This is a genomic window from Bacillus sp. DTU_2020_1000418_1_SI_GHA_SEK_038 (assembly GCF_032341175.1).
Taxonomy (GTDB): domain Bacteria; phylum Bacillota; class Bacilli; order Bacillales; family Cytobacillaceae; genus Cytobacillus.
Genome location: NZ_CP135435.1, coordinates 848039 through 871488, shown reverse-complemented (window position 1 = coordinate 871488; position 23450 = coordinate 848039). Strand labels below are relative to the sequence as shown.

Sequence of the window (23450 nt, the reverse complement as noted above, 5' to 3'; positions counted from 1 at the left end):
TCACCTCTATGTAAAATTAATATTGAGGATCTCCTCCTCATATAAAGCAATCAAAAAGTATCTTTTCTCCCCATCTCTTTCAATATCAAAATTTAAGTATTTCTTTTTAATCTTAATTTCCTCTTCTATATCTTCTAACATCTCTCCTATGCCTTCTTTAGAAAAAGTGTCTGTAATGACTACTCTTAAAAATTGATTTAGTTCCCTAATATCTTTAGTAGCTGGTCTTCTTATCTCAATATTTAACATTCTATTCCGTCTCCCTGTCAGCTTCTATATCGGTAATGGTTCTATATATGAATTGAGCATTCCTTCTTTCGCCAATTCTTAAAATGGAAAAATTTATATATTAGTAGGAAAAGCACATGAAAGCCGCGAACTATCTATATAATGCTTATTAAAAAGGAGGTTTTTTCTTGGAACAAACAATCATTATCCATATGGAAAGAGTACGAGAGATAACAGAGAAAACAATAACAAATATTCCTGAAGAAATGGCAGACACCATTCCCCAAGGGTTTAACAACAATATTCGCTGGAACTTTGGACATATTGCATTTATTCAGGAAAAACTTATTTTTGGAGTCTTAGGTGAAGAGATGAGAATTCCGAGTCATTATGAACATCTTTTTGGAGCGGGAACTAGTCCGGCAGATTGGAAAGGAACGCCTCCGTCATTAAGGGAAATTGCCGATGTTTTGAAGGAACAAAAAACGAGAATTAAGAATTTTATTCAAGGGAGATTTCACGAAAGGTTGCCAACTCCTTTTACAAACCGGTCTGGCATTAAATTTTACACAGTCGGCGAGACATTTTTGTTTAGCTTCTACCATGAGGCATTACACATCGAAACGATTAAACAATTATATCGAGCGAACTCTTCTAAATGAATGCACACAGGGCAGCTTCTATTTTTAAGAAGTGCCCTAGTTAGTTAAAGCAAAGATCACAATGAATTTCTGTTAATAACTATTGTCGCCTACTAAGACCAAGTGCAATTCCAAATTCATAATTTTTGGAGCATCTATTATCATTGCCGCCCCATCTAGGGCTTTTTTTATTACCGTAAATAATGGATAAGTCAAAAAATTGGGCTTCTATGCTAAACTATTGAAAAGTGATTAAAAATGGAGGAGTTATGAAGAAGTTAAAACAACTGGCTAAAAGATTTACTATTACTCTATTAATATTAGCTGTTTTCATGTTTCTCAATAATAGTTCCTTGTTTACTAAAGCGCGAGATGGAGCTCCGTTGCTATTAGCGCATAGAGGGATGGCTCAAACGTTCCCAATGGAGGGGATCACTGGTGAAACCTGTACGGCTGAAAGGATTTTTGAACCTGAACATTCTTTTTTGGAGAATACGATTCCATCAATGGAGGCAGCCTTTAAAGCAGGTGCTGACATTGTAGAATTTGATGTTCAGCTAACTAAGGATGGCAAATTTGCTGTTTTTCATGATTGGACTCTTGATTGCCGAACGAATGGGGAAGGTGTTACGAGGGAACACACTATGGAGGAATTGAAACAATTAGATATAGGCTATGGGTACACGGCTGATAATGGGAAGACGTTTCCCTTTCGCGGCAAAGGCGTTGGGCTAATGCCAACACTTGATGAAGTACTGAGCTTTTTTCCAAATGTATCATTTCTCATTCATATTAAAAGCAATGATCCAGCAGAAGGGGTGGAGCTTGCTAATTTTCTCTCTGAACTGCCAGAAGAACGTTTAAATCAACTAACGGTTTATGGCGGCGATCGGCCAATTGAAACTTTAAACGAACAACTTCCGACCCTCCGTCTCATGTCAATGGCTACTCTGAAAAGTTGTATGCTGCCTTATTTGGCGGTTGGTTGGACAGGATATGTCCCCTCATCCTGTCATCATTCGCAAATTCATCTTCCAGAGAAATATGCTCCTTTGGTATGGGGATGGTCAAATAAGTTTATAAATCGGATGGAAAAGGTTGATTCCCGAGTCATCATTGTAGGAGGAGATGGCGGGTGGTCGGAAGGTTTTGATAAAGAAAAAGATTTAGAGCGCCTTCCTAAAAATTATAGTGGGGGCATCTGGACTAACAGTATTGAAATAATAGCTCCTATTATTCAATCTGAATAACCTAATCTCGATAACGCATCTGATTAATTTAAAAAGACCCTAATTTTTGAAGGAGTGTTCTATTTGTTTATTAAGCTTTCGAAAGATCAACAGCAATTAATGATAGCAGACATTCAGTATTTCTTTTCACAAGAGAGGGACGAGGAATTAACAGATTTTGCTGCAGAAAGAATATTAGAATTCGTTAAGGAATCACTTGCTCCTCATTTTTATAATACAGCTGTTTCAGATGTTAAACAATTAGTCTCACAGCAGTTTTCTTCCTTGGAAGATGAAATATTAACTTTAGAACGTCCAATTAAAAGATAACAGGGATTTAATGTTATATTTTGAATTTTTAGGTTAGAATGATAATTGGAGCAAAGTCACTATTTTGATTTCAAATAATGAACGAGCCCCACTAATTATTATATTTAACTAGGGAGTTGAGTAGCCATGTCATTTAAATTCATACCGTATTTAATGATGAATGGGAACGCAAAAGAAGCAATTGATTTTTATGAAAAGGTGTTTAATGCTGAAGTATTGGGAATCCTCACATTTGGACAAATGCCTCCTAATCCGGAATTCCCATTACCTGAGGAAGCAAAAGATCTCGTCTCACATGCAACGATAAAAGTAGGAGATTCAGAATTGATGTTTTCTGATACTTTCCCTGGTCAACCGCATCAAATCGGAAATCAAGTAACCATTTGTGTTACTCTTAGCAATCCAGATCAATCACACCAAATTTTTGAGTCGTTACAAGCAGGCGGACAAGTAGGCATGCCGCTGCAAAAAACAGATTTCAGCCCTGCTTACGGTGTCGTAACAGATAAGTTCGGTGTTACTTTCCAAATTTACACGGAAAACCAATAATAAATATTACTTATCAAGTTTCTCAACTCCTAAGACATACATAAATAACGGCCAGGTCGAATTAAAAATGAGAAGTGCGGTATCACTTCTCATTTCCAACCTTTTTCTTCAGGGTGTGCTTATATTGAGATCCCCAAATGCTTTCGTTGGCATGGGGATTTTTTTGTTTTTCAGGATGTTTTATGAATATAATGGTTCACTTAGATTTAATGGCAAATTCCAACTCAATAGAATCTTATTTTGATAGATAATCAAAAGCTGTAAGTGTATGAATTTTAGCGACATCAACCAACTCGCTTAGTTCTATATATTCATCTGGTCCACCAAGATTATAAGGAGTCAGGCCGCAAACTACAGTTGGGACTTTTTTATGAATTCTGTATAGACGAGCATCGGACGCCCCTACTCGCATCGTTATAACAGGAGATTCCCCTATGATTTGGTGAACGTTTTGTGCAGTTAATGTAAAGATCTCATGATCTACATCTGACCAATTAGGTTCATATTGACGAACAATGTTGTAAGAGAGCCCTTCAATGGGATCCACAATTTCCTTAATCTTTTGCTCGATTTGGGCAATGGTTGTTCCGACAGGTAATCGAATGTCTGCTTTAGCAGAAGCTTTGTCTGGAATTAGATTTGCGGAAATTCCTCCTTCAATCATTCCAAAGTTTACTGTTACGGTTTGTAAAACTTCAGTTTCACCTTTACCCGAAATTTCCTCCGATACTTCACTCGCCTCTAATATAGCTTTGGTTACCTTCTCAACATTATTAACTGGCAGTTTTCTAAGTGTTTCATTTATTTTAGTCATTCCTTCAATGAGCCGATCGATAGCGTTTACACCTTTGTGGACGTGAGCACCGTGACCCGGTTTTCCTGCAGCATTCAGTTCAAGCCAAAGCAATCCTTTTTCTCCAAAACGCAACACCGTTGGCGAACCTACGTCCCCACATATCATCGCATCCCCTGTAGCCTCTGGTACTGTATCTAGAAGGTATTTTGTTCCTTTCACCCCCATCGTCTCTTCGTCTCCTGCTAAAGTAAGAACAACTTCTCCGGACCAATCATTTCTACACTCTGCCAGTAACATAAAGGCGAGCATATAAGATGCGATTCCACCTTTCATATCTGAGGATCCACGCCCATAGAGTCGGCCGTCTTTCACTAGCGCACTGAAAGGGTCTACTGTCCAAGCAGACTGATCTCCGACTGGGTATGTGTCCAAATGACCATTAAATATTAGCCGTTTTCCAGGCCCATTACCCTTAATCTTCGCTACTACATTTACGATTGGCTCTTCCAGCGTATGAATAGTAACTTCCGCTCCGTCAATCATTTCCAAAAAACCCACGGCCATTTGTGCAATCTGACGCGTATCAGAGATTGGTGATTCACTAGGTATTCTTACTAGCTTAGAACAGAGATCAATGAGTAAATCTTCTTTTTGATCCACTTGTTCAATTAATTTATTCCTTAAATCAGTGTATAGCACATGAAAACCTCCCAATAATCATAGTAGCAATCTTAGTTGGCATGTTTACTCGGAATTTCTGCAGGTGAAGTTTTTGATTCGAAAAATTCCAATTTACCCTTTTTGAATAAGAACAGCCATACAAGTGAAACTGCATGCAATGCAAAAAGTATTCCAAGTGCCACTGAATAACCGGTAGGGTTGTAAGCACCTGAGCTTGTTGCAGGCCAGAGGTCAATAATGACACCCATCAGCCATTGGATAACGAAAGTTAGTAAGAAGACGGCCAAATTGTACAGTGTGATGACTCGCCCGGCATATTTTCCATCAAACATGGAAGATAATATTGGATAAGTAAGAAGACAGAATGGACCGAAAATGTTTAAAATAATCCAACCAGTTACACCTACTTTTCCTCCCAATAATGCTATGACTCCAATTGATAAAGTAAAGCCCACCATTCCAATAACGGATACCATAGCCGGCTTAATTCCAAATTTGCGAAGCCAATCTGCAATGACCCCATTGGTTAAATATCCAACACAAAGGAAAGCAGTACAAGTTAATAGGAGGGTAGGTACGGCACTCGCCTCATACCCTGCCACATCTTTTAGCCATGGGCCAAGCCAAAGTCCATCCAAACCAATATACGAAGCTTGAACACATGTAGCAATCGGGATAATGCGCCAAAAATTTACACTTTTAGCGACTTGAAAGGTTCCTACTAATTGATTCTTGACAGGTTCATCATTGTGACCTTCTTTTTGTTTTTTTGGAACCGCCATAAAAATAAATATAGCATTAGCTACGGTCAACCCTAAAAGAATCATAAAAACCGCTCGCCAGTCCATGAAATTGAGTGAAAAGTGAACTGGTTGTGTTGCTATCAACCCTCCAAGTCCACCAGCGAAAGTTTGAAAGCTATTAATAAGGGGCAATCTCTCAGCTGGAATCCAATCATTATACGCCTTAAACGCAGCCATTAAACAACCGGAAACCCCTACACCAATAAGAAAACGTCCAATCATCAAGTGCTCAAGACTTTGAGCATTTGCGAAGAGAAATGCACCAATACCTGCAGACAATAATAAAGTAGATAAAGTACGTCTAGATCCAAAACGATCAAGCGCAATTCCTAAAGGGATTTGAGTGATAGCGAACGCAAGGGCATAAGTACTAGTCATGAGCCCTAAATCAGATGCTTTTAAGTCGAATTCTTCAATGAAATGTGGGGCTAATACTGCATTAACCGTACGAAATAGAACCGATAAGAGATAGGCTGAAGCAAATGGTATAAACAAACGCAAAATAAGGCTAGGTGTAAGCTTGCCGTTTGATTGATGGATTGTCATATTTTCCCCCCTAAAGTGTCATTATTTTTTAAACTAGTTTAATCTTTTTCCCGTTTTTTCACATAACCTCATTATAGATTTAAATAAATCTTCACCTCCATTGAAATACAATCCAAACTTTAATAGTTTGAGTTCTCTCATTACCATTCCTATATTCGGAATTGTAATTCCTTTATATGAATTTATTGTAGCACGTACTTTTACAATATTCAATCAATTTTGAAAACATTTTTCTGTATTTGATTCGATTTTTCTTCCCTATAGGTCAATATGATGTGGCTGGAAAAGGGTTAAGCCTCCCCCATTGTGATTCCTTCATCAAATGTGTCTTAATATTTTTCTTTTTACCATAGCCAATCAGGTTAACACGACAAAAAAAAGAAGCGTATCAACTACGCCTCTTTTACTCATAATTCTGCTTCTCAAGTTTTAAAGAAATATTTCTAGCACATAGCTTTACATCGTTAATGCATTTTTCAAGTTGGTCCTCTTTGAAGTCAGATTCTAAACCAACTATACTTATTTCTCCGGCCACAATTCCGTTTAAATCAAAAACTGGACATGCAATTTCCATTGTACCTTCATATAACTCTCCTCTACTAACCGCATAACCATCTTCTCGTATTTTCAAAAGTTCTGCTTTTATCTGATTAATATCAGTCAAAGTGTTCTTTGTGTATGCAAAGAGTTCTGAATTTGCTAATATCTGATTTTGTTCCTGCTCATTACTATACGCTAGAAGAACCCTTGGCCCAGCTGCTGCATAAAGAGGTGCTTTTTTCCCCACTTGAGAATATATCTTTATCGGATTTAATGACTCAAATTGTTCAATATATACCGCTTCATATCCATCTCTAATTGCGAGTTGAACAGTTAACTCTGTCTTATTTCTAAGATCAATTAAGTCATCTTTTGCTAAATCCCGAATATTCATTTGCTCTGTAATGAGGTTGGCTTTATGCAGAAATGCCCAACCAAGGGAAAATTTTGCTTCCTTAAGTGTGCTATCCCTTTTCACATAACCGTATGTTTCAAATGATTTAATCATCCGAAAAGTTGCCGTCTTTGAATACCCTGTTTTCATTGATATTTCATTTAGTGTTAACCATGTATTTTTGCTATCAAAGCACTCTAAAATATTAAGTGCCTTTTCAACACTACTTACTGGACTTTCTCGTTTCTCCATACTCCTCCCCCTTATTACAAAAGAGTTTTAGATTATTCTACCATTTATTTTCATATAATTCCCTTAAACCGTACATTTAGTTTGTGCGAATAAATTTAGGCTTTTCTACACTTCTTTCTTTTTTAGGAGAATAACTGATCCCTATAAAAACTAGCAAAATTCCGAGAAGCTGGAAGAAATCAGGACGGTAGCTCAAAATAGATACATCCAGCAAGATAGCAACAACCGGATCAACGAAGACTAAAATCGCAATGGTTTGAGCCCTCAATTCACGCAAACTATCAAAAAACAAGTAATAGACAAATCCGGTATGAATAAATCCTGTCACAAGAATATAGAACCAGTTTTCCAAGGTAAGCTGAGTAAAGTATGACCAATCCACAAGCGGCAGCAATAATAAAATACCTAAACTCGTTTGAATAACAGTTGTTAACAAAGGGTTGAGCAATTGAATTCCCTTACCCGTGATCGAAGTAAGAGCGTAGAAGAGAGCAGCCGCAAACGCCCATAAAACACCCGTTGATAAAAATCCAGTAATACTTGTGTGTTGATGGATTCCCCCAACTAACAATGTTCCTATGAGGCAAATAAAGAAAAAGACTAATCCCATTCCTGTTAATTTTTCTTTAAAGAGGAAAGAGCCTAAAAGGAGCACAATTACTGGCGCTAAATGATAAATTGATACTGCTACAGTAATAGACATCACTTCTAAAGATCGAAAGAAAAATACCCAATTGATGACCAGGAATAATCCACATAGTAAGGCAAGGTAATATTCCCGGCGAGGAATAGGTTCCCTCTTTCGCTTTGTTTTTAGTGCACTAAATCCCCAGATTGCTCCTAAAAGAATACTTGCACTGACGCAACGGATAAAAACTAATTCAATCGAATGCAAACCTGTTTTTTCCGAAAACAAGCCGATTGAACCAAATATGGCCATGGAGATGGCCATTTTTATTTTTGCATTCATCTATTCCATCTCCTATGTCGTTTTAATAAGTCTATTATTTTTGTCATAAAAAAACAGCTCGTATGCCCAGCTGTTTTTTCCATCACTATAATGATAAAAAGGGATAAACCCACAACCTAATTCTACCTAACTATTTGCTTTATTTACAACATGTGATTCTACATAATATTGAATAGCATGAATTAAACGATCTGTTTCTTCTTGTGTATTATAAGGAGCAAAGCCCACACGGATCCATCCGCCAGTTTCATTGATTCCTAATTTATCGGCAAGAGTAGATGCGTAAAAATCTCCACTTGCAATGAAGATAGAATGTTGTTCTGCTAGCCTTTTACAAAATTCAACAGGATCGACTCCCTTGATTGTAAAGGCGACTGTTGGTGTTTTTGCAACGTTATCTGGTGCCTGGTATAAAGTGACTTCAGGAATGCCTGTTAGTGCATCGCGGAGTTTCCGTGCTAGTTTATTTTCGTGCTCTTCAATTGTTAGAAAAGCATTTCGAATTCTTTCTCTTCGGTTCGATCCGATTCCTAAGCTAGCAATAAAGCCTACCAAAGGCTCAATGGATGCAATGGCTTCGTGGTTTTGGGTACCTGTTTCTAATTTATCGGGAAAATAGGTCGGTGCTGGTTGCAGTTTGTATACTGAGAGACGCTCAAACACTTCTTCTTTAATCACAGCCATTCCAATGTGAGGTCCAAAAAATTTATAAGCAGAACATAATAAAATATCTGCCCCTAATTGATCACGGTCAATCGAAAAGTGTGGAACAGCGTGTACAGCATCCACAGCTACAAGGGCACCAACTTCATGAGCACGCTTTGCGATGTTTGTTAGATCTGTTATAGTTCCGATCACATTTGATGCTAGTGAAACGGCTACAAGCTTTGTATTCTCATCTATAAGCTCATGTAATCGAGATAAATTAAGTGTTAATGTCTCCGTATTTACTGGAATAAAGCGGATTTCTGTGTTTAAATCTTTTGCTGCTGTTGCCCATGAGTCAACATTTGAACGGTGATCAATTTCAGTAACTACGATATTATCTAGGCTAGTCCACGTTTTAGACAAAGCCCGTGAAATGGAGAACATTAAGGAAGTAGAGTTTTGACCGAATGCCACTTCATTTGGTTTCGCACCAACAAGATCTGCGATTGCATTTCTAGCATTTTCAAAGTGCTGCTCAGTTTCTTTGCTTGTAGGGAATTCCCCATGCAGATTAGCCCCACCTTTTGACATATAAGAAACCATAGCATCTATAACACTCTCAACCACTTGTGAGCCTCCAGGTCCATCGAAATAGGCTACCTGTTTACCATTAAAATGGCGGTTTAATGCTGGGAATTGCTGACGGACTTCTTCAATTGGAAACATACGATCTACTCCTCTTTTATTATAATTTCCAAATTACATGCTACTTCAACAATAGACGACCGAAAACCTTTTAGAACAGCCGCAAAAAATTCCCGCCTACTATTTTTTCTATTTCTTTATCACTATATCCTCTATTAATCAAGCCACCTATCAAGTTTGAAAAGTTCTGATGACCATCAATCACATCAAATGGTTTTCGTGGCATACTAGCTAAATCCTTTGGACTCACATACTTGATTTGCTCTATTCTTCTTCCTCTGCCTCCTAATAGTAAGAGCCCTAGTTTAATAGACTAGAGCTCTTCGTACTGCTATAGAAGTCATTAATCCTTCTTTTCTCTCAATTACGTAGACACAAGGTTCTAAAATACTTGACCACTGCCTTTGGAATTGCGTTATAATCTTTTATCGAATTCAATCCGTATGCTTCTTTTATCCAGCCAGATAAGAGCACTTTTTATTGTGATCTCTTAAACAATTTTTAGTTTGACTTATTGATAGACGATTTTATAACAGAAGTGCCTTTATTCCACGGTGTACCTAAATAAGGTAGTGCCCACCTATCTAACCCGTACCAACCAGCAACTTTCCATGCCATTACTAACCAAGTAGCCAAAATAAATAATAGTGGATTTGTGCTAAGTGTCCCTGCAAACAGGAAGCTGACATTCATCAACGATCCGAAAAAAGCGGCAATACCAGTTAATAAGCCAAAAATTAATCCTAATCCTACTAGCACTTCTCCGTAGGCTACGAGATAACCGAATGTAGAAGCGTTTGGGAGGACAATATTTTCTAAAAACATTGCATACCAGCCTGTAACGTCTTTTCCTTCCTCAGCCTTGGCTAATGCTCCTTTAACAAAACCTTGAACTGCACCACCTGAATTGTCACCTGTCCAATTATCGTTTGTAATTTTATGCCACCCTGCATTTATCCACGCATAACCGACATACAAACGGATGACAAGCCAAATAAGGGCAGACTTTGTATTATTGAATAAATACATTGATACCGGGTTTTCTGGAATAGAGATTGCGCGTTTAGCCATCTTTATTACCTCCTGAAAATAGAATTTTATTTCTTGGAAAATCTTAGATTTAAAGTTAACTTTTTTCTTAATTTTGACAATAACAATCCTCGGAAAAACTCTTTTCAAGTTGAAACATCAGGGGATGACGTTGTGTAGGAAGCCTAGAAGTATGATAATGAATATAATTACTAGAAGATTTTTATTGAGTATTTTCTAAGAAGATGAAATACTTAAAATTTCCTTTCTGTACAAAAAAATAAATGTTTTTACTCGTAATCCATTATATGCTCACCACCCTAAAATTCAACAGTTTTTACATATTATTCACATTAACGAAATAAATTTTAAAGCTTCAGCATAATAAGAAAAATCCCTTTCATTTTTGAAAGAGGTTCTTGGATTCAATACTTCAAATTTAAGTTAGCGTTATTTTTCCTGCTGCTGTTTCGATACAAATGTTCCCATTTCCATATTTGGGTCTAAACCACATGCCACTTTTAAACTATATTTATGCTAGGCGCACCTTTATCGGTTTATTATCCTTTATATCGGTTTTCGTCATTTTAATTTACGAAAAAGCAGTTATAGAGTAATTTTGTCCACTTTCCTTAACATTTCTTCTTGCCTAAACTCTCCTCTACTGGAATCCGATCTATCTTAATATTAAAATAGGCATAAACCGTCATCGTTTCATCAACAATTTCCGTTTCAATTTTTAAAGCAGCAGAAATCGCTTCTGCAACTTGTTGAGCAATCGACTGTATCTCTGACAACTGAGTCACTTTATCCCTCCATCAGGAAATTATAAAATTATTAATTATTAATACTATTCTGTGTTTTAATTGAATATCCTTTCCTACTATTTTTTCTATTTGATTTGTTATTTATGATATAAGCCCTATTACTTATACTAGATAGCATTTGCATTTGCACCAGCTGCACTAAAAGAAAAAGAGCCGATTTTTACCAATCGCATTTATTTTATTATCTGTCAAACTAATAGGGATCATATCATGTTAAGCACCACAGAAATTGCAAAGGTGAAAAGCGTTTAATTACTTCCTCCTGTCTAGTGGGTGAATAAATTATCTGCTATTGAGTGGAAATTAGTGTTGGACACTGAATTGTTCCCCAGTCACCCGCGCAAACACTGGTAAGATCCCAATAAGCTCTTTTATTTTCTCAATTAATGTTAAAATAAAGATTCTTCTAAAGAAGTAAAGAAACTGAAAGAATAGGTAAAGATATTTAAAAATAGTTATCTGAATATTTAGTATAATCGGACAAACGAATATAGAAAATAAGGATTAGGAGGTAATGCCATGAGTTCAAAGAAAGGTATTACAATGCTGTTTACTGTCATATTGATTGTACTTCTTATTGCTGGCTGTTCTACAAAGAAGGATGTGAGCACAAATGATAACGAAACAGGTGAAGGATCTAAGGATGGAGGCACTTTAGTTATAGTACGTCTATCAGATGCGGATAATTTGGATCATCAATTTAGTTCTACAATTAATGCTGTCAGCGTTACTCATAGAAAGGTTTATGAGGGGTTAGTTGGCCGAGATAAAAACTCTGAAATCCAACCTTTACTAGCGAAGGAGTGGAAGCAATTAGATGATACAACGTGGGAGTTCAAGTTAAGAGAAGATGTAAAATTCCACGATGGAACGCCTTTTAACGCAGATGCCGTTAAAGCAACGTTTGATCGATTGCTGGATCCAAATGTCGGTTCTCCTAGAGCTGTTGTTCTAAAAATGGTCAATGAAATAAAAGTAGTCGATGAACACACTGTTCAATTTATTTTATCACAGCCTTTTGCACCTTTACTTTCTATTTTAGCCAATCATGAAGGCGGTATCATTAATCCTACAATGATTGAAAAATACGGAAAAAAATCTATTCAAGAACCAAGCGGAACCGGTCCATTTGTTTTTGAAAAGTGGACTCCTGGGCAAGAAATTGTATTAAATAAAAATGAAGATTATTGGGGAGAAAAGCCCAAACTTGATAAAGTTGTATTTAAGGTTGTTCCCGAGGAAACAACTAGAATTTCAATGGTTGAGACTGGTGAGGCTCATATTGCCGAACCTCTTTCTGTAGCGATGCTTGATACTGTTGAAGCATCACAAAACTCTGAGGTATACCGCAGCGAAGCATTTGGTACAGAATTTGTTGCTTTCAACGTTCAGAAGGCTCCATTTAATGATAGTCGTGTCCGTAAAGCTATTTCACATGCGATTGAAAGTGATTCTATTATTGAAGGAGTTTTTAATAATGCCGGGAGTAAGGCAAACTCGTTGTTAGGGTCCAAGGTTTTTGGGTATCATAAAGGACTGAAAGCTTCTGAGTATAATCTAAATGAAGCTAAGAAATTACTTGCCGAAGCCGGATATCCACAGGGTTTTGAAGCTACTCTGAAAACAATGGACAACAAAGAAAGAGTAAATCTTGCTGAAGTTCTTCAATCGCAGCTGAAAGGGATAGGAATAAATTTAACTATTCAAGTTTTAGAGTATGGAACATTCATAGAGCAGATAAATACAGGCGATACTGAAATGTTTATAAATAGTTGGAGAAATGCAACAGGAGATGCTGATTACAATCAGTATAATCTACTTCACTCATCTTCCCATGGGCCACATGGAAATACCTTTTTCTATAGCAATAAAGAAGTAGATTCACTAATCGAAGCTGCCCGTGCGGAAAAGGATGAAAATAAGCGTATTGAATTATATGCCAAAGCACAAGAAATTGAACTTGATGAAGCCGTTTACATTCCTGTTCGTGTAATTGAAAACTTGGCTGCAGTTTCTAAAAAGGTAGAAGGATTCGATATTAGCCCTTCAGGGTATTTAGAAATTAATGATATTTCAATTAAATAAACAATTAATAGGGATTATCGATAGATAATCCCTTTATCAGTAAAAATTACATTGTGTAAAGTAGGGATTGATTAAAATGAAGAGCTATTGGTTAAAGAATATACGCCTCGAATGCGGGTTCAAAAGAGAGAATGCACGAGTAACTGGCACTTTAACAAACTTATTTCATATTTTCATATCAGACGGATGTATTACGAAAATAATAGGAGCAGAAGAAAAGATTCCGGATGATTTACCTATTAAAGACGGACGAGGCCTTCTAATGCTGCCATCATTTGTAGAAAAGCATGTTCACCTCGATAAAACATATATTGGGGACCATGAATGGAGGTCTTGTATTCCAGCTTCCAGCGTAATTGACCGATGTGAAATTGAAAAGAATATTTTAGCTTCCATTTCGACAAGTACACAATATCGTGCAGAAGCTTTATTACAACAATTATTATCGTTTGGATCAACTCATGTAAGAACACATGTAGACATTTATCCTGAAGTTAAACTGCATAATTTAGTGGAGATTCAAAAGGCGCTAGATTCATATTCCCAAAAACTAAGTTCTGAGATAGTCGCATTTGCCCAGCATGGATTATTGCGCCCAGGTGTAGTAAACCTTATGAGAGAAGCCGTTAGAAGTGGTGCAGGCATTGTTGGGGCGGTTGATCCAGCAACTGTGGATAATAATATTGAAGCATCTCTCGTACAATTAATGGACTTAGCTGTTGAGGGAGATGCAGATATTGATTTACACTTACATGATCCAGGTCATCTTGGGACCTTTACAATGAAGCGTCTTGCTTTTTTAACTAAAGAAGCAGGCTGGGAAGGTAGAGTAGCTATTAGCCATGCCTTCGGGCTCGGAGATGTCTCAACTGAAGAGGCGGCCGAAATGGCCGAAATTTTACGGCAGGCTGGTATTACTATTGTATCTAGTCTTCCAATGGGAAGAGCCATTCCCCCGATAAAGCTCCTAAGCGAATATGGAGTAGAAGTTGCGATTGGGAACGACAATATTTATGATTCATGGTGGCCGACAGGTAATGGTGATATTCTGGCCAGGGCAGGCCGACTTGTAGAGCGTAACCGATGGACTGATGAGTTTTCACTCGCTCAAACGCTGAAATATATTACTGGTGGTATTACTCCATTAGATAAAGAAGGAAATCAAGTATGGCCTAAAGAGGGAGATAAGGCAAATATTATTTTAGTTAATGCCAGTTGTTCTGCTGAAGCAGTCGCAAGACAGGCCAAAAGAGAGGCAGTTTTTTATAATGGCAGTCTTGTTTATGGGGATTTAAATCATCAGCAAGTTATTCTCCAAGATCATTAGGACAACAATTGATCAGTTTTTCAATAATGGTTATCATTAAAAAAATTGTACAAAAAAACCGGAGTTATTATACTCTGGTTTTTTAATGTTTTACTATCCAGCTTTTTTTATCAATGGGCAGCCCGAACATTATGACGGTGACCGTATTCTTTAGCCCCCTAGGACCCCTCAATAAAATCATTTTTAAAGAAAACGGTGTTATAAAGGGAATAAAGTATACAAATAGTACTAGAAATTGTGAAGCTGACCCAAATTGACATTAAATGATCCAACCCTATTATGTATAAGGAAATATAGCCACCGACTAGCCCAACTAATGATGCAAACGGAACAATAGCAGTAACCATTTTTTTACTGAGAACAATGACAATCATCGGAGCAATTAAGGAAGCATAAATGTTACCAAAGAAAAATAACAGTGCTAATAAATTTGGTTTAAGAAAGCTTACAAGTCCTAGTAAAACTAGACATATTAACCCAGATATTATAGAAGTATATTTCCATTTCCCTTGATTGGATAAACTGCGAAATACTCCGAATATATTTTTCACTATTAATGAAGTTGTGGCATTCAACTCTGAACTAAGTGCAGAAGACAGCGCACTAAAGCAAAATAGCACGAATAGAATGATAAGGGGAGTAGAGCCAATTTTGTTTATCAATTCATATAATAGAGAGTAAATATTATCATAGCTTCGGCCATAAATGATTATCAATAATAAAGACGATATTGCTAATGGAATAGTTAACCATATTAATCCGGCTAACATAAATGTTAATTGGATTTTTTCCTTTTTAATAATAAAAATCCTTTGCCATGTTGAGCGATCAATGATAATTTGACCGAATCCAATTAATATGGCTGTAAAAATAAAAAAGGTTGCATCCGTATTTTTAAGGTACAATAAATAAGGGTGATAAAGTTTAATTCCATCATACACTGGGGAAATCCCTTGTTGAATATAGAAATAAACCGGAATCACTATGACGGCCCCAAATGCTAATGAAACATTCAAGCCAGCAAGTTGATGTATTCTTTGCATACCTCCAATTCCACCAACAATATAGCAAAATAATAGAAAAATAAACATTCCCACAAAAATAGGCAGAGGAGAAATCATATGCAATAGAATTCCAGCACTTATTGCTTGAACAAACATGGAATCAAAGCTAGTAAATAGAATAACAGTCATCATATACCCATAACCAATAGGTGTTAATTTTCCGTGCAGTACGTCTCCAATTGTACTCTGGTTAGGATATCTTTCGCGAATTTTCTTGGCTAAAAAACCAAATAAAATAAGTCCCACTGCTCCCATTAAAGAATATCCGATGCCGCCAGTTAATCCATATTTCATTAGCATTTCAGGTGACGATAGAATACTATTTCCAGTTATCCACCTAGCTAATAAACTAACAATGCCAAAACTAACGCCCAGTTTAATAGTCCCGCTGACATAAATTTGATAATTGCTATTTTTCAACGGTAAATCACCTCAACACGATATTCACGCGGTGATTTACCTGTCATTTTGCGAAACATTTGGCTAAAATAATTTTGGCTATTGAATCCGCATCTTTCTGAAATCGTACTGATACTTAAATCTGGATGATTAATTAACATTTCTTGTGCCATGTTCAAACGAAATTCATTTAAGTATTCAGCAAAACCCATCCCCACTTCCTCATGAAACTTCCTGCTCAAATAAGTCGAGTTGATATGAATTTTTGAAGCTAAATAATTTAGGGTAAGTTTTTCGCTATATTCTTCTTGAATAATTTGCAGGGCTTTAACAATAGATTCGGAATACTTATTCAATTGCTCGTACCTATCCAGCACGGCTTTCAATTCTTCTTCAATGACAGGTTTCGTAATGTAGTCAACAGCTCCAAGTCTGATGGAGGTTTGTGCATATTGGAAATTTTGAAAAGCCGTTACCATAACAATATCCATTGTGTAAGATTCTGATAATTCCGCAGCTAACTCTAGTCCTGACTTTCCAGGAAGCTGGATATCTAAAAAGGCTAAAAAAATAGGATGTTGTTTAACAATTTGAAGTGCTTGTGAGGCATCTAGGGCTTTAAAAATCTCCCATGTTGGAAACTCTTTAAGGATTAAATATTCAAGCTGCTCTAATTCAAGAATTTCATCATCCACTAACAAGATGTTCATATTTATCCCCCTAAATTTATTCCTTCATTTCAAATGGAAATACCGCTAAAACAGTGGTGCCTTGTTCAGAGTTGGTCAATTTTACGGCCGTTTTTTCACCAGGAAAAAGAAGTTCAAGCCTCTTTTTGATATTTTCTAAACCGATTCCATTGTTTTTGGGAATCTGAATTTGATCACTTAGCACATTGTTCCAAACAGTCACATTAACTTCCTGACCTATCTTTTTTACATTTACTTTTAAAAAGTATTCACCCATACTTTTTTCAAATGCATGTTTAAAAGCATTTTCAACTAATGTTTGAATTAAAAAAGGGATAATAATTGCATGTTCTACGTCAATTTCTGTAGTGATCTCATAATGAAGCCGATCTCTAAATCTTGTTTTCTGTATTTCCATATAATAGCGAATATAGGTAAGCTCATCTTTTATTGTTATATAATTATTATTCGATTGATATTTAAATTTTAATAGTTTAGAAAGCGTTTCAATTGAACGGACTAGTTCATCTTTCCGATCCAATCTCGCTAAACTAAGAATGGAATTTAACGTATTAAAGAGGAAATGAGGCTGTATTTCCTGATTTAATTGATTATAAAGGGCAATTTGCAGCTCTCTTTCCAGTGCGATTTCTCGTTTTTGCTTTTCTAGCAGGTCAATTCTCTTCTCAAAGAAAAATAAAAAAAGCAACGTAAAGGCACCTAACAAAGGAGCTAAAACACATAACATAATATAAATAGAGAATGATTCAAATGTCAGCATATGGATTGCTACTCCTTTTAATGAGAAAAAAGGGAGTAAACTATGTACTCCCTCTACTAGTATATCATTTTGTTATTATAATTTTACGTATTATCTGTTAATTAAGTTGCTCAGCAATATGGCAGCTGACAAAATGATTTTTCTTCAATTCTCTTAAAGAAGGTTCTTCAGTTTTACACTGATCGGTGGCGAATGGACAACGAGTATGGAATCGACAGCCACTTGGAGGATCAAGCGGGGATGGAACATCACCCGATAAAATTACTCGATCCTTTTTAAATGTAGGGTCTGGAATTGGAATAGAAGACAATAGTGCTCGTGTATACGGATGCTGCGGTTGATCAAATAGATCTTTCTTGTCAGCAATTTCAACAATTTTTCCTAAATACATAACCATGACACGATCCGAAATATGCCGTACGACACTTAAATCATGTGAAATGAATAAAAATGTTAGTTTAAATTGCTTTTGTAATCTTTTTAATAGATTAAGAATTTGTGCTTGAATTGAAACATCCAGTGCAGAAACGGCTTCATCACATATAATTAATCTTGGGTTTACGGCAAGTGCCCGAGCGATGCCAATTCTCTGACGCTGTCCGCCGCTAAATTCATGAGGATAACGGTTTAAAGCTTCCGCTGGGAGTCCAACTAATCCTAGTAATTCAAGCATCCTATCTAATCTTTCCGGTTTAGGTACAACTTCCTGAATAGACATTGCTTCATTTAAAATTTGCTTAACCCTTTGACGGGGATTGAGAGAAGCAAAAGGGTCTTGAAAAATAACTTGTAGATCCCCCCTAAGCTTTCTCATCTCTTTTCTATTTAATTCCAAAATATTTTTCCCATCAAAAAGCACTTTCCCATCAGTGGGCTCGTCAAGTCTTAGAATGGCCCTCCCAGTTGTTGATTTTCCACAACCGGATTCTCCAACAATACTTAATGTCTCCCCCTCAAACAATTGAAATGAAATATCATCGACTGCTTTTACAAATGTTTTTGGTTTAAAAATAGAATCCGTTTTCACTTTGAAATATTGTTTTAACTGGTCTACTTCTAAAATAACCTTTTTTTGTACAGCTGTTTCCATTTAGATGACCTCCTCTTTTTCATAGGCATCTTTCCATTCTTCTGTATATTTCCAACATCTCACCTTATCACCATCTGCTAGTTCAACTAGGTGGGGATTTTGATCAGTACATATTTCTTTTAAATGAGGACATCTTGAGGCAAAACGGCAGCCAGTTGGCATATTATAAGGGCTTGGAACACTCCCATCAATTGTGTTTAATTCTTCAACATCCTCATTAATTTTTGGCAAAGAATTAAGCAATCCTTGAGTATAAGGGTGTTTTGGATTAGCAAAAATTTGTTCTACAGAAGCATGCTCTACAATGTTTCCAGCATACATCACAGCTACCTTATCACAAGTTTCCGCAACTACCCCTAAATCATGTGTGATCATGATAACACCCATACCTAATTTCGTTTGTAAATCTTTAATTAATTCTATTATTTGGGCTTGAATTGTAACGTCCAAAGCTGTTGTTGGTTCATCTGCAATTAACACTTCAGGTGTGCATGCCAAGGCCATGGCGATCATAACACGCTGGCGCATACCGCCGCTCAATTGAAATGGTTCTTGCTTCGCTCTTTTTTCTGGTGAAGGAATTCCGACTAATTTAAGCATTTCAACAGCCTTTTCCCACGCAGCTTTCTTTCCTAACTTTTGATGCAATCTAATGGCTTCAGCAATTTGTTCGCCGACAGGTATGACAGGATTTAAAGAGGTCATGGGTTCTTGGAATATCATCGAGATTTCATTTCCACGTATTTGCCTCATTTCATCCTCAGATATGGATACCAAGTCTTTTCCCTTGAATAAAATGGACCCTCCTGCGATTTTTCCAGGAGGAGAGGGAATTAATCTTAAAATGGACAGCGATGTCATACTTTTTCCACAGCCAGATTCCCCGACAATTCCTAGGGTTTCTCCTTTATGCAGTGAAAAATCAATACCATCAACGGCCTTGCTTATTCCATGTTTGGTAGTGAAATATGTTTTTAATCCTTTTACTTCTAAAATAGGTTTATTCGCATCATTCATATCATTCACCGCCTTTTTAATTTAACTCAATACGTTTATTAAAGAATTTATAAAAAATATCAACAAATAGATTTACAATGACAAATATAAGTGAAGCTACTAATACACCGCCTTGAACCATTGGTAAATCCCTCATACGAATGGCGTCAACAATCATTCTGCCTAAACCATTAATAGCAAAAATGGATTCCACAATTACGGTTCCCCCAAGTAATGCCCCGAACTGTAAACCAACTACTGTAATGACAGGGATCAATGCATTTCTTAATGCATGTTTATAAATAATAATTCGCTCACGGAGCCCCTTCGCACGTGCTGTACGTATATAATCCTGTCGAATAACTTCCAACATACTAGACCTAGTCATACGGGCCACAATGGCAGCACCACCAGCTCCTAAAGTAATGGCAGGAAGAATAACATGTAAAAGGCTATCCCATCCAGCAACAGGCAGAATTTGTAATTTGACAGAAAAGAAATACATAAGCATTAATCCTAACCAAAAGCTTGGTAATGATATTCCTAGAAGCGCAATAAGCATGACACCTATATCTTGAAATGAATAGGGTTTCACAGCAGAAAGAATTCCAGCCAACATACCTACAACGATTGTGATGATGATACTAAAGAAAGCAAGTTCAATCGTAATTGGCAGCCTAACTAGAATTTCATCTAATACTGGCTGACTATTCTTTAATGAAACTCCTAAATCCCCTTTAAAAACATTCATAAGGTAGTCAAAATACTGAATGACCAAGGGCCGATTTAATCCTAATTGCTCACGCAATGCTTCAATTGTTTCATTGGATGCTCCTTCACCCGCTAGTAATACGGCAGGATCACCAGGGACTAGCTGCATGATAAAGAAGACAACAAATGATACCCCAATGATTACAGGGATTGTTTGTAGAATACGGCGAAACATAAACATAACCATTCATTAAAACCTCCTTAAACTTTTCTATTTTTTCATCCTTGGGTCAAACGCATCTCGTAATCCATCACCAAAAATATTAAAACCTAATACTAGTATTGAAATAGCTAATCCCGGGAATAACGCAATATATGGGGCTGAAAACAAGAAATCCCTGCCGCTGCTTAACATAGTCCCCCACTCTGGTGAAGGCGGTTGTGCACCAAGGCCAAGAAAAGAAAGTCCGGCTGCTGAAAGAATCGCTGTTGCTAGGCGTAACGTTCCTTGAACAATAATAGGTGATAGAATATTCGGAAAAACATGCTTAAAGATAATCGTTAAATCACTTGCACCTAAAGAACGGATAGCATCAATATACTCCAACCGCTTCACTTCTAAGGTTGATCCTCTAACAATTCTTGCAAATAGCGGAACGGAGAATGCCCCGACAGCAATCGTAACATTAATAAGACTTGGCCCAAGAGCAGCTATGATGGCAAGCGCTAACAAAATTCCAGGAAATGCAAGCATTACATCCATCATTCTCATAATAATGGAGTCAATCCACTTGCCATAATAGCCTGCGATTAGTCCAAAAATAATTCCAAAAAATGCCCCAAATATTACAGCAGCAAAGCCTACTCCCATTGAAAGCCTTGCCCCATATAAAATTCGGCTTAGAATGTCTCTACCTTTATCATCAGTTCCCATCCAATGGTCTGCTGATGGAGGTATCAACTTATTTTCTAAATTAATCTCATAAGGACTGTATGGAGCAAGCAAAGGTGCGAATATGGCAATAAAAATATAAAAAAGAATAATTATTGCTCCAGCCATTGCTGCTTTATTGATCATTAATATAGAAAGAAAATCTTTTAGTATAGATTCCTTTGGACTACTTACAGTTTGTGTGACAACCATAGGCTGTTCCGTTTTTACTTCAATTGACATCATATGTCCCCCCTATTAGAGTTTTTTTTAAAAAATTATATAAGAATATCTAAATGGAAAATTACCCCCCTTTCAGGAAAAAAGATTGTTTAAAATGAATTATGTTTTATTAAAACTACCAAAATTAATTTTAAAGTAAATATTTTTTCAATCAGTTGTCAAAATATTATAAAAACGAGTAAATATTCTGTAAATATTTCCGTTCAGTATCTTCTATAATTGCATTTAAGATTTAACGGGGGGATGGTGAAAGGAAAGGAAGTAAAGGGTTATTGAATGATAAATTTAAATTATAAAAAGGGAGAAATAAAAAAATGGAGACAGCTAGTAGATCTATGCGAAATGCGATTTTACTTGTTTTTATTGGATTAATGATGTTATTTGCTTCTGCATGTTCGACTCAGGAAAAGACTTCGAAAGATACGGAAGAGAAAACGGAAGTAGCAGAAAAAGGAGGAACTCTTACTGTTGTCAGTCTTTCAGATGCAACAAAATTAGACCCTCATTTTATTACAAATATTCCTTCCGCCAACATTATTTATCAGAAAGTATATGAAACATTGGTGGAGCCAGATAAAGACATGAACATTCAACCGCTTTTAGCAACTGAGTGGAATGTTCTAAATGATACAACTTGGGAGTTTAAGTTAAAAGAAGGTATTACTTTTCATGACGGGACTCCATTTAATGCCGAAGCAGTAAAAGCAACATTTGATCGTTTACTAGATCCTAACACTGGGTCACCGCAACGTGAGAAATTAGGGATGATTAATGAAATTAAAATTGTAGATGATTTTACAGTACAATTTATACTTGACTATCCTTATTCTCCGCTTCTTTCTATCTTGGCAAGTAATGAGGGAAGTATCATTAGTCCGAAAGCATTAGCCGAGAATCCAGAAAAATTAGCGGAGCATCCAGTAGGTACTGGCCCGTTTGTGTTTGAAAAATGGGAGTCAGGAAAGGAAATTTCCTTAAAGAAAAATGAGAGCTATTGGGGCAAAAAGCCAAATATTGATGGTGTTGTATTCAAGGTTGTTCCTGAAGACGCTACACGTTTAGCGATGGTTGAAACAGGTGAAGCCCACATTAACGACCAAGTACCTGTAACGGAAATTGAACGTATTGAAGCATCAAGTACGATGGGACTTTACCGTACAGAGGGACTTGCTGTTGAATATATTGGCTTTAATACGAAGAAAAAACCGTTAGATGATGTGAAAGTACGTAAAGCAATTAGTCATGCTATCGAAAGAGAAGCCATTATTAAAGGCGTTTATAATAACGTAGGTACACTTGCAAATGCTGCAATGAGCCCAAAGGTGTTTGGCCACAGTGATAAGGTGAAGCCGTATGACTATGATTTAAATGAGGCTAAAAAATTATTAAAAGAAGCTGGCCATGAAGAGGGACTAACACTTAATTTACTAACAAATGACAGAAAAGAACGTATTAATATGGCTGAAGTTATCCAATCTCAATTAAAAGGAATTGGGGTTGAGGTGAAAATTCAAGTGATGGAATATGGTTCGTATATTGATATGATTGGAAAATCTGAGCATGACTTGTTTATCGGAGGCTGGGGAAATGCGACAGGAGATGGAGATTACAATCAATATAATTTATTCCACTCTATATCACAGGGAGCTCCTGGAAACCATTTCTACTATAGCAATCCAGAAGTAGACAAAATCATCGATGAAGCTCGTCAAGAAACAGACGAAGCAACTCGTAAGCAACTATATGAGAAGGCTATGCAAATTGAATTGGATGAAGCGGTTTATGTTCCAATCCGTAACTATGAGCATTTAGCTAATTACAATAAAAACAGCATAAGTGGTTTGTGGTTAAACCCAGTAAACTACTTGATGATCGATGATATCGTAATTAAATAAACAGCTTCATTCTAAGAGACCTAGAGGTATATAACAAATGACTTCTTGTGTAATTGTAAAATAAATTTAGA

At 36.6% G+C, this 23450-nt stretch carries 23 protein-coding genes; 7 read left to right on the top strand and 16 right to left on the bottom strand.

The window, feature by feature from the left end; genetic code table 11:
* Positions 1–6: 6 nt before the first annotated feature.
* Complete coding sequence (locus RRV45_RS04395) at positions 7–249, bottom strand: hypothetical protein (protein WP_315667536.1); 243 nt, start codon at positions 247–249, stop codon at positions 7–9.
* A gap of 167 nt (positions 250–416) precedes the next feature.
* On the opposite strand from RRV45_RS04395, the gene RRV45_RS04390 reads away from it, so the two are divergent.
* The 4 genes from RRV45_RS04390 to RRV45_RS04375 all read left to right on the top strand — a co-directional run bounded on the left by RRV45_RS04390 (position 417) and on the right by RRV45_RS04375 (position 2977).
* Positions 417–890, top strand: a complete 474-nt coding sequence (locus RRV45_RS04390) for a DinB family protein (RefSeq protein WP_315667535.1) — start codon at positions 417–419, stop codon at positions 888–890.
* Between the two features lie 248 nt (positions 891–1138).
* Positions 1139–2119: a glycerophosphodiester phosphodiesterase family protein gene (locus RRV45_RS04385; RefSeq protein ID WP_315667534.1), complete on the top strand. Its 981-nt coding sequence runs from the start codon at positions 1139–1141 to the stop codon at positions 2117–2119.
* Positions 2120–2182: 63 nt separating this feature from the next.
* Positions 2183–2428, top strand: coding sequence for a DUF2164 domain-containing protein (locus RRV45_RS04380; RefSeq protein ID WP_315667533.1), 246 nt, complete (start codon positions 2183–2185; stop codon positions 2426–2428).
* A gap of 126 nt (positions 2429–2554) precedes the next feature.
* On the top strand, positions 2555–2977 hold the full coding sequence (locus tag RRV45_RS04375; protein ID WP_315667532.1) for a VOC family protein: 423 nt from the start codon (positions 2555–2557) through the stop codon (positions 2975–2977).
* 235 nt (positions 2978–3212) lie between these two features.
* Here RRV45_RS04375 and RRV45_RS04370 read toward each other — a convergent pair whose 3' ends face one another.
* The 8 genes from RRV45_RS04370 to RRV45_RS04340 form a co-directional block, all read right to left on the bottom strand.
* Positions 3213–4472 (bottom strand): ArgE/DapE family deacylase, encoded by a 1260-nt coding sequence (locus RRV45_RS04370; RefSeq protein ID WP_315667531.1) that lies wholly within the window; start codon positions 4470–4472, stop codon positions 3213–3215.
* A gap of 32 nt (positions 4473–4504) precedes the next feature.
* On the bottom strand, positions 4505–5803 hold the full coding sequence (locus tag RRV45_RS04365) for an MFS transporter (protein ID WP_315667530.1): 1299 nt from the start codon (positions 5801–5803) through the stop codon (positions 4505–4507).
* A 403-nt stretch (positions 5804–6206) separates the two neighbouring features.
* Positions 6207–6989 carry an IclR family transcriptional regulator gene (locus RRV45_RS04360; protein ID WP_315667529.1) on the bottom strand — a complete coding sequence of 261 codons (783 nt, stop codon included), beginning with the start codon at positions 6987–6989 and terminating at the stop codon, positions 6207–6209.
* A gap of 76 nt (positions 6990–7065) precedes the next feature.
* On the bottom strand, positions 7066–7959 hold the full coding sequence (locus RRV45_RS04355) for a DMT family transporter (protein ID WP_315667528.1): 894 nt from the start codon (positions 7957–7959) through the stop codon (positions 7066–7068).
* Positions 7960–8085: 126 nt separating this feature from the next.
* Positions 8086–9333: a cysteine desulfurase-like protein gene (locus tag RRV45_RS04350; protein WP_315667527.1), complete on the bottom strand. Its 1248-nt coding sequence runs from the start codon at positions 9331–9333 to the stop codon at positions 8086–8088.
* A gap of 70 nt (positions 9334–9403) precedes the next feature.
* Positions 9404–9538: a membrane dipeptidase gene (locus RRV45_RS22070; protein WP_410489329.1), complete on the bottom strand. Its 135-nt coding sequence runs from the start codon at positions 9536–9538 to the stop codon at positions 9404–9406.
* Between the two features lie 275 nt (positions 9539–9813).
* The gene (locus tag RRV45_RS04345) at positions 9814–10383 is read right to left on the bottom strand and encodes a DoxX family protein (RefSeq protein ID WP_315667526.1); all 570 of its coding nucleotides are present in this window, start codon (positions 10381–10383) and stop codon (positions 9814–9816) included.
* A gap of 590 nt (positions 10384–10973) precedes the next feature.
* Positions 10974–11147: a hypothetical protein gene (locus RRV45_RS04340; RefSeq protein ID WP_315667525.1), complete on the bottom strand. Its 174-nt coding sequence runs from the start codon at positions 11145–11147 to the stop codon at positions 10974–10976.
* A 540-nt stretch (positions 11148–11687) separates the two neighbouring features.
* Between RRV45_RS04340 and RRV45_RS04335 the strand changes: the two genes are divergently transcribed.
* Entirely contained in the window at positions 11688–13253 is a 1566-nt protein-coding gene (locus RRV45_RS04335) for a glutathione ABC transporter substrate-binding protein (RefSeq protein ID WP_315667524.1), read from the top strand.
* Between the two features lie 76 nt (positions 13254–13329).
* Entirely contained in the window at positions 13330–14580 is a 1251-nt protein-coding gene (locus RRV45_RS04330; protein WP_315667523.1) for an amidohydrolase, read from the top strand.
* Between the two features lie 158 nt (positions 14581–14738).
* On the opposite strand, the gene RRV45_RS04325 is transcribed toward RRV45_RS04330, so the two are convergent.
* The 7 genes from RRV45_RS04325 to RRV45_RS04295 form a co-directional block, all read right to left on the bottom strand.
* Complete coding sequence (locus tag RRV45_RS04325) at positions 14739–16064, bottom strand: SLC5/6 family protein (RefSeq protein WP_315667522.1); 1326 nt, start codon at positions 16062–16064, stop codon at positions 14739–14741.
* Entirely contained in the window at positions 16061–16753 is a 693-nt protein-coding gene (locus tag RRV45_RS04320) for a response regulator transcription factor (protein ID WP_315667520.1), read from the bottom strand. Before RRV45_RS04320 ends, RRV45_RS04325 begins: the two co-directional genes overlap by 4 nt.
* Positions 16754–16769: 16 nt before the next feature.
* Positions 16770–17513: a sensor histidine kinase gene (locus RRV45_RS04315; protein ID WP_315667519.1), complete on the bottom strand. Its 744-nt coding sequence runs from the start codon at positions 17511–17513 to the stop codon at positions 16770–16772.
* A gap of 97 nt (positions 17514–17610) precedes the next feature.
* A complete protein-coding gene (locus RRV45_RS04310) occupies positions 17611–18603 on the bottom strand; it encodes an ABC transporter ATP-binding protein (protein ID WP_315667517.1) in 993 nt (330 codons plus the stop codon).
* On the bottom strand, positions 18604–19620 hold the full coding sequence (locus tag RRV45_RS04305) for an ABC transporter ATP-binding protein (RefSeq protein ID WP_315667516.1): 1017 nt from the start codon (positions 19618–19620) through the stop codon (positions 18604–18606).
* Positions 19621–19636: 16 nt separating this feature from the next.
* A complete protein-coding gene (gene nikB, locus RRV45_RS04300; RefSeq protein WP_315667515.1) occupies positions 19637–20557 on the bottom strand; it encodes a nickel ABC transporter permease in 921 nt (306 codons plus the stop codon).
* A 24-nt stretch (positions 20558–20581) separates the two neighbouring features.
* Positions 20582–21484 carry an ABC transporter permease gene (locus RRV45_RS04295; protein WP_315668930.1) on the bottom strand — a complete coding sequence of 301 codons (903 nt, stop codon included), beginning with the start codon at positions 21482–21484 and terminating at the stop codon, positions 20582–20584.
* Positions 21485–21819: 335 nt separating this feature from the next.
* Here RRV45_RS04295 and RRV45_RS04290 point away from each other — a divergent pair, with 335 nt between their 5' ends.
* Positions 21820–23379, top strand: a complete 1560-nt coding sequence (locus RRV45_RS04290) for a glutathione ABC transporter substrate-binding protein (RefSeq protein ID WP_315668929.1) — start codon at positions 21820–21822, stop codon at positions 23377–23379.
* Positions 23380–23450 lie beyond the last annotated feature (71 nt).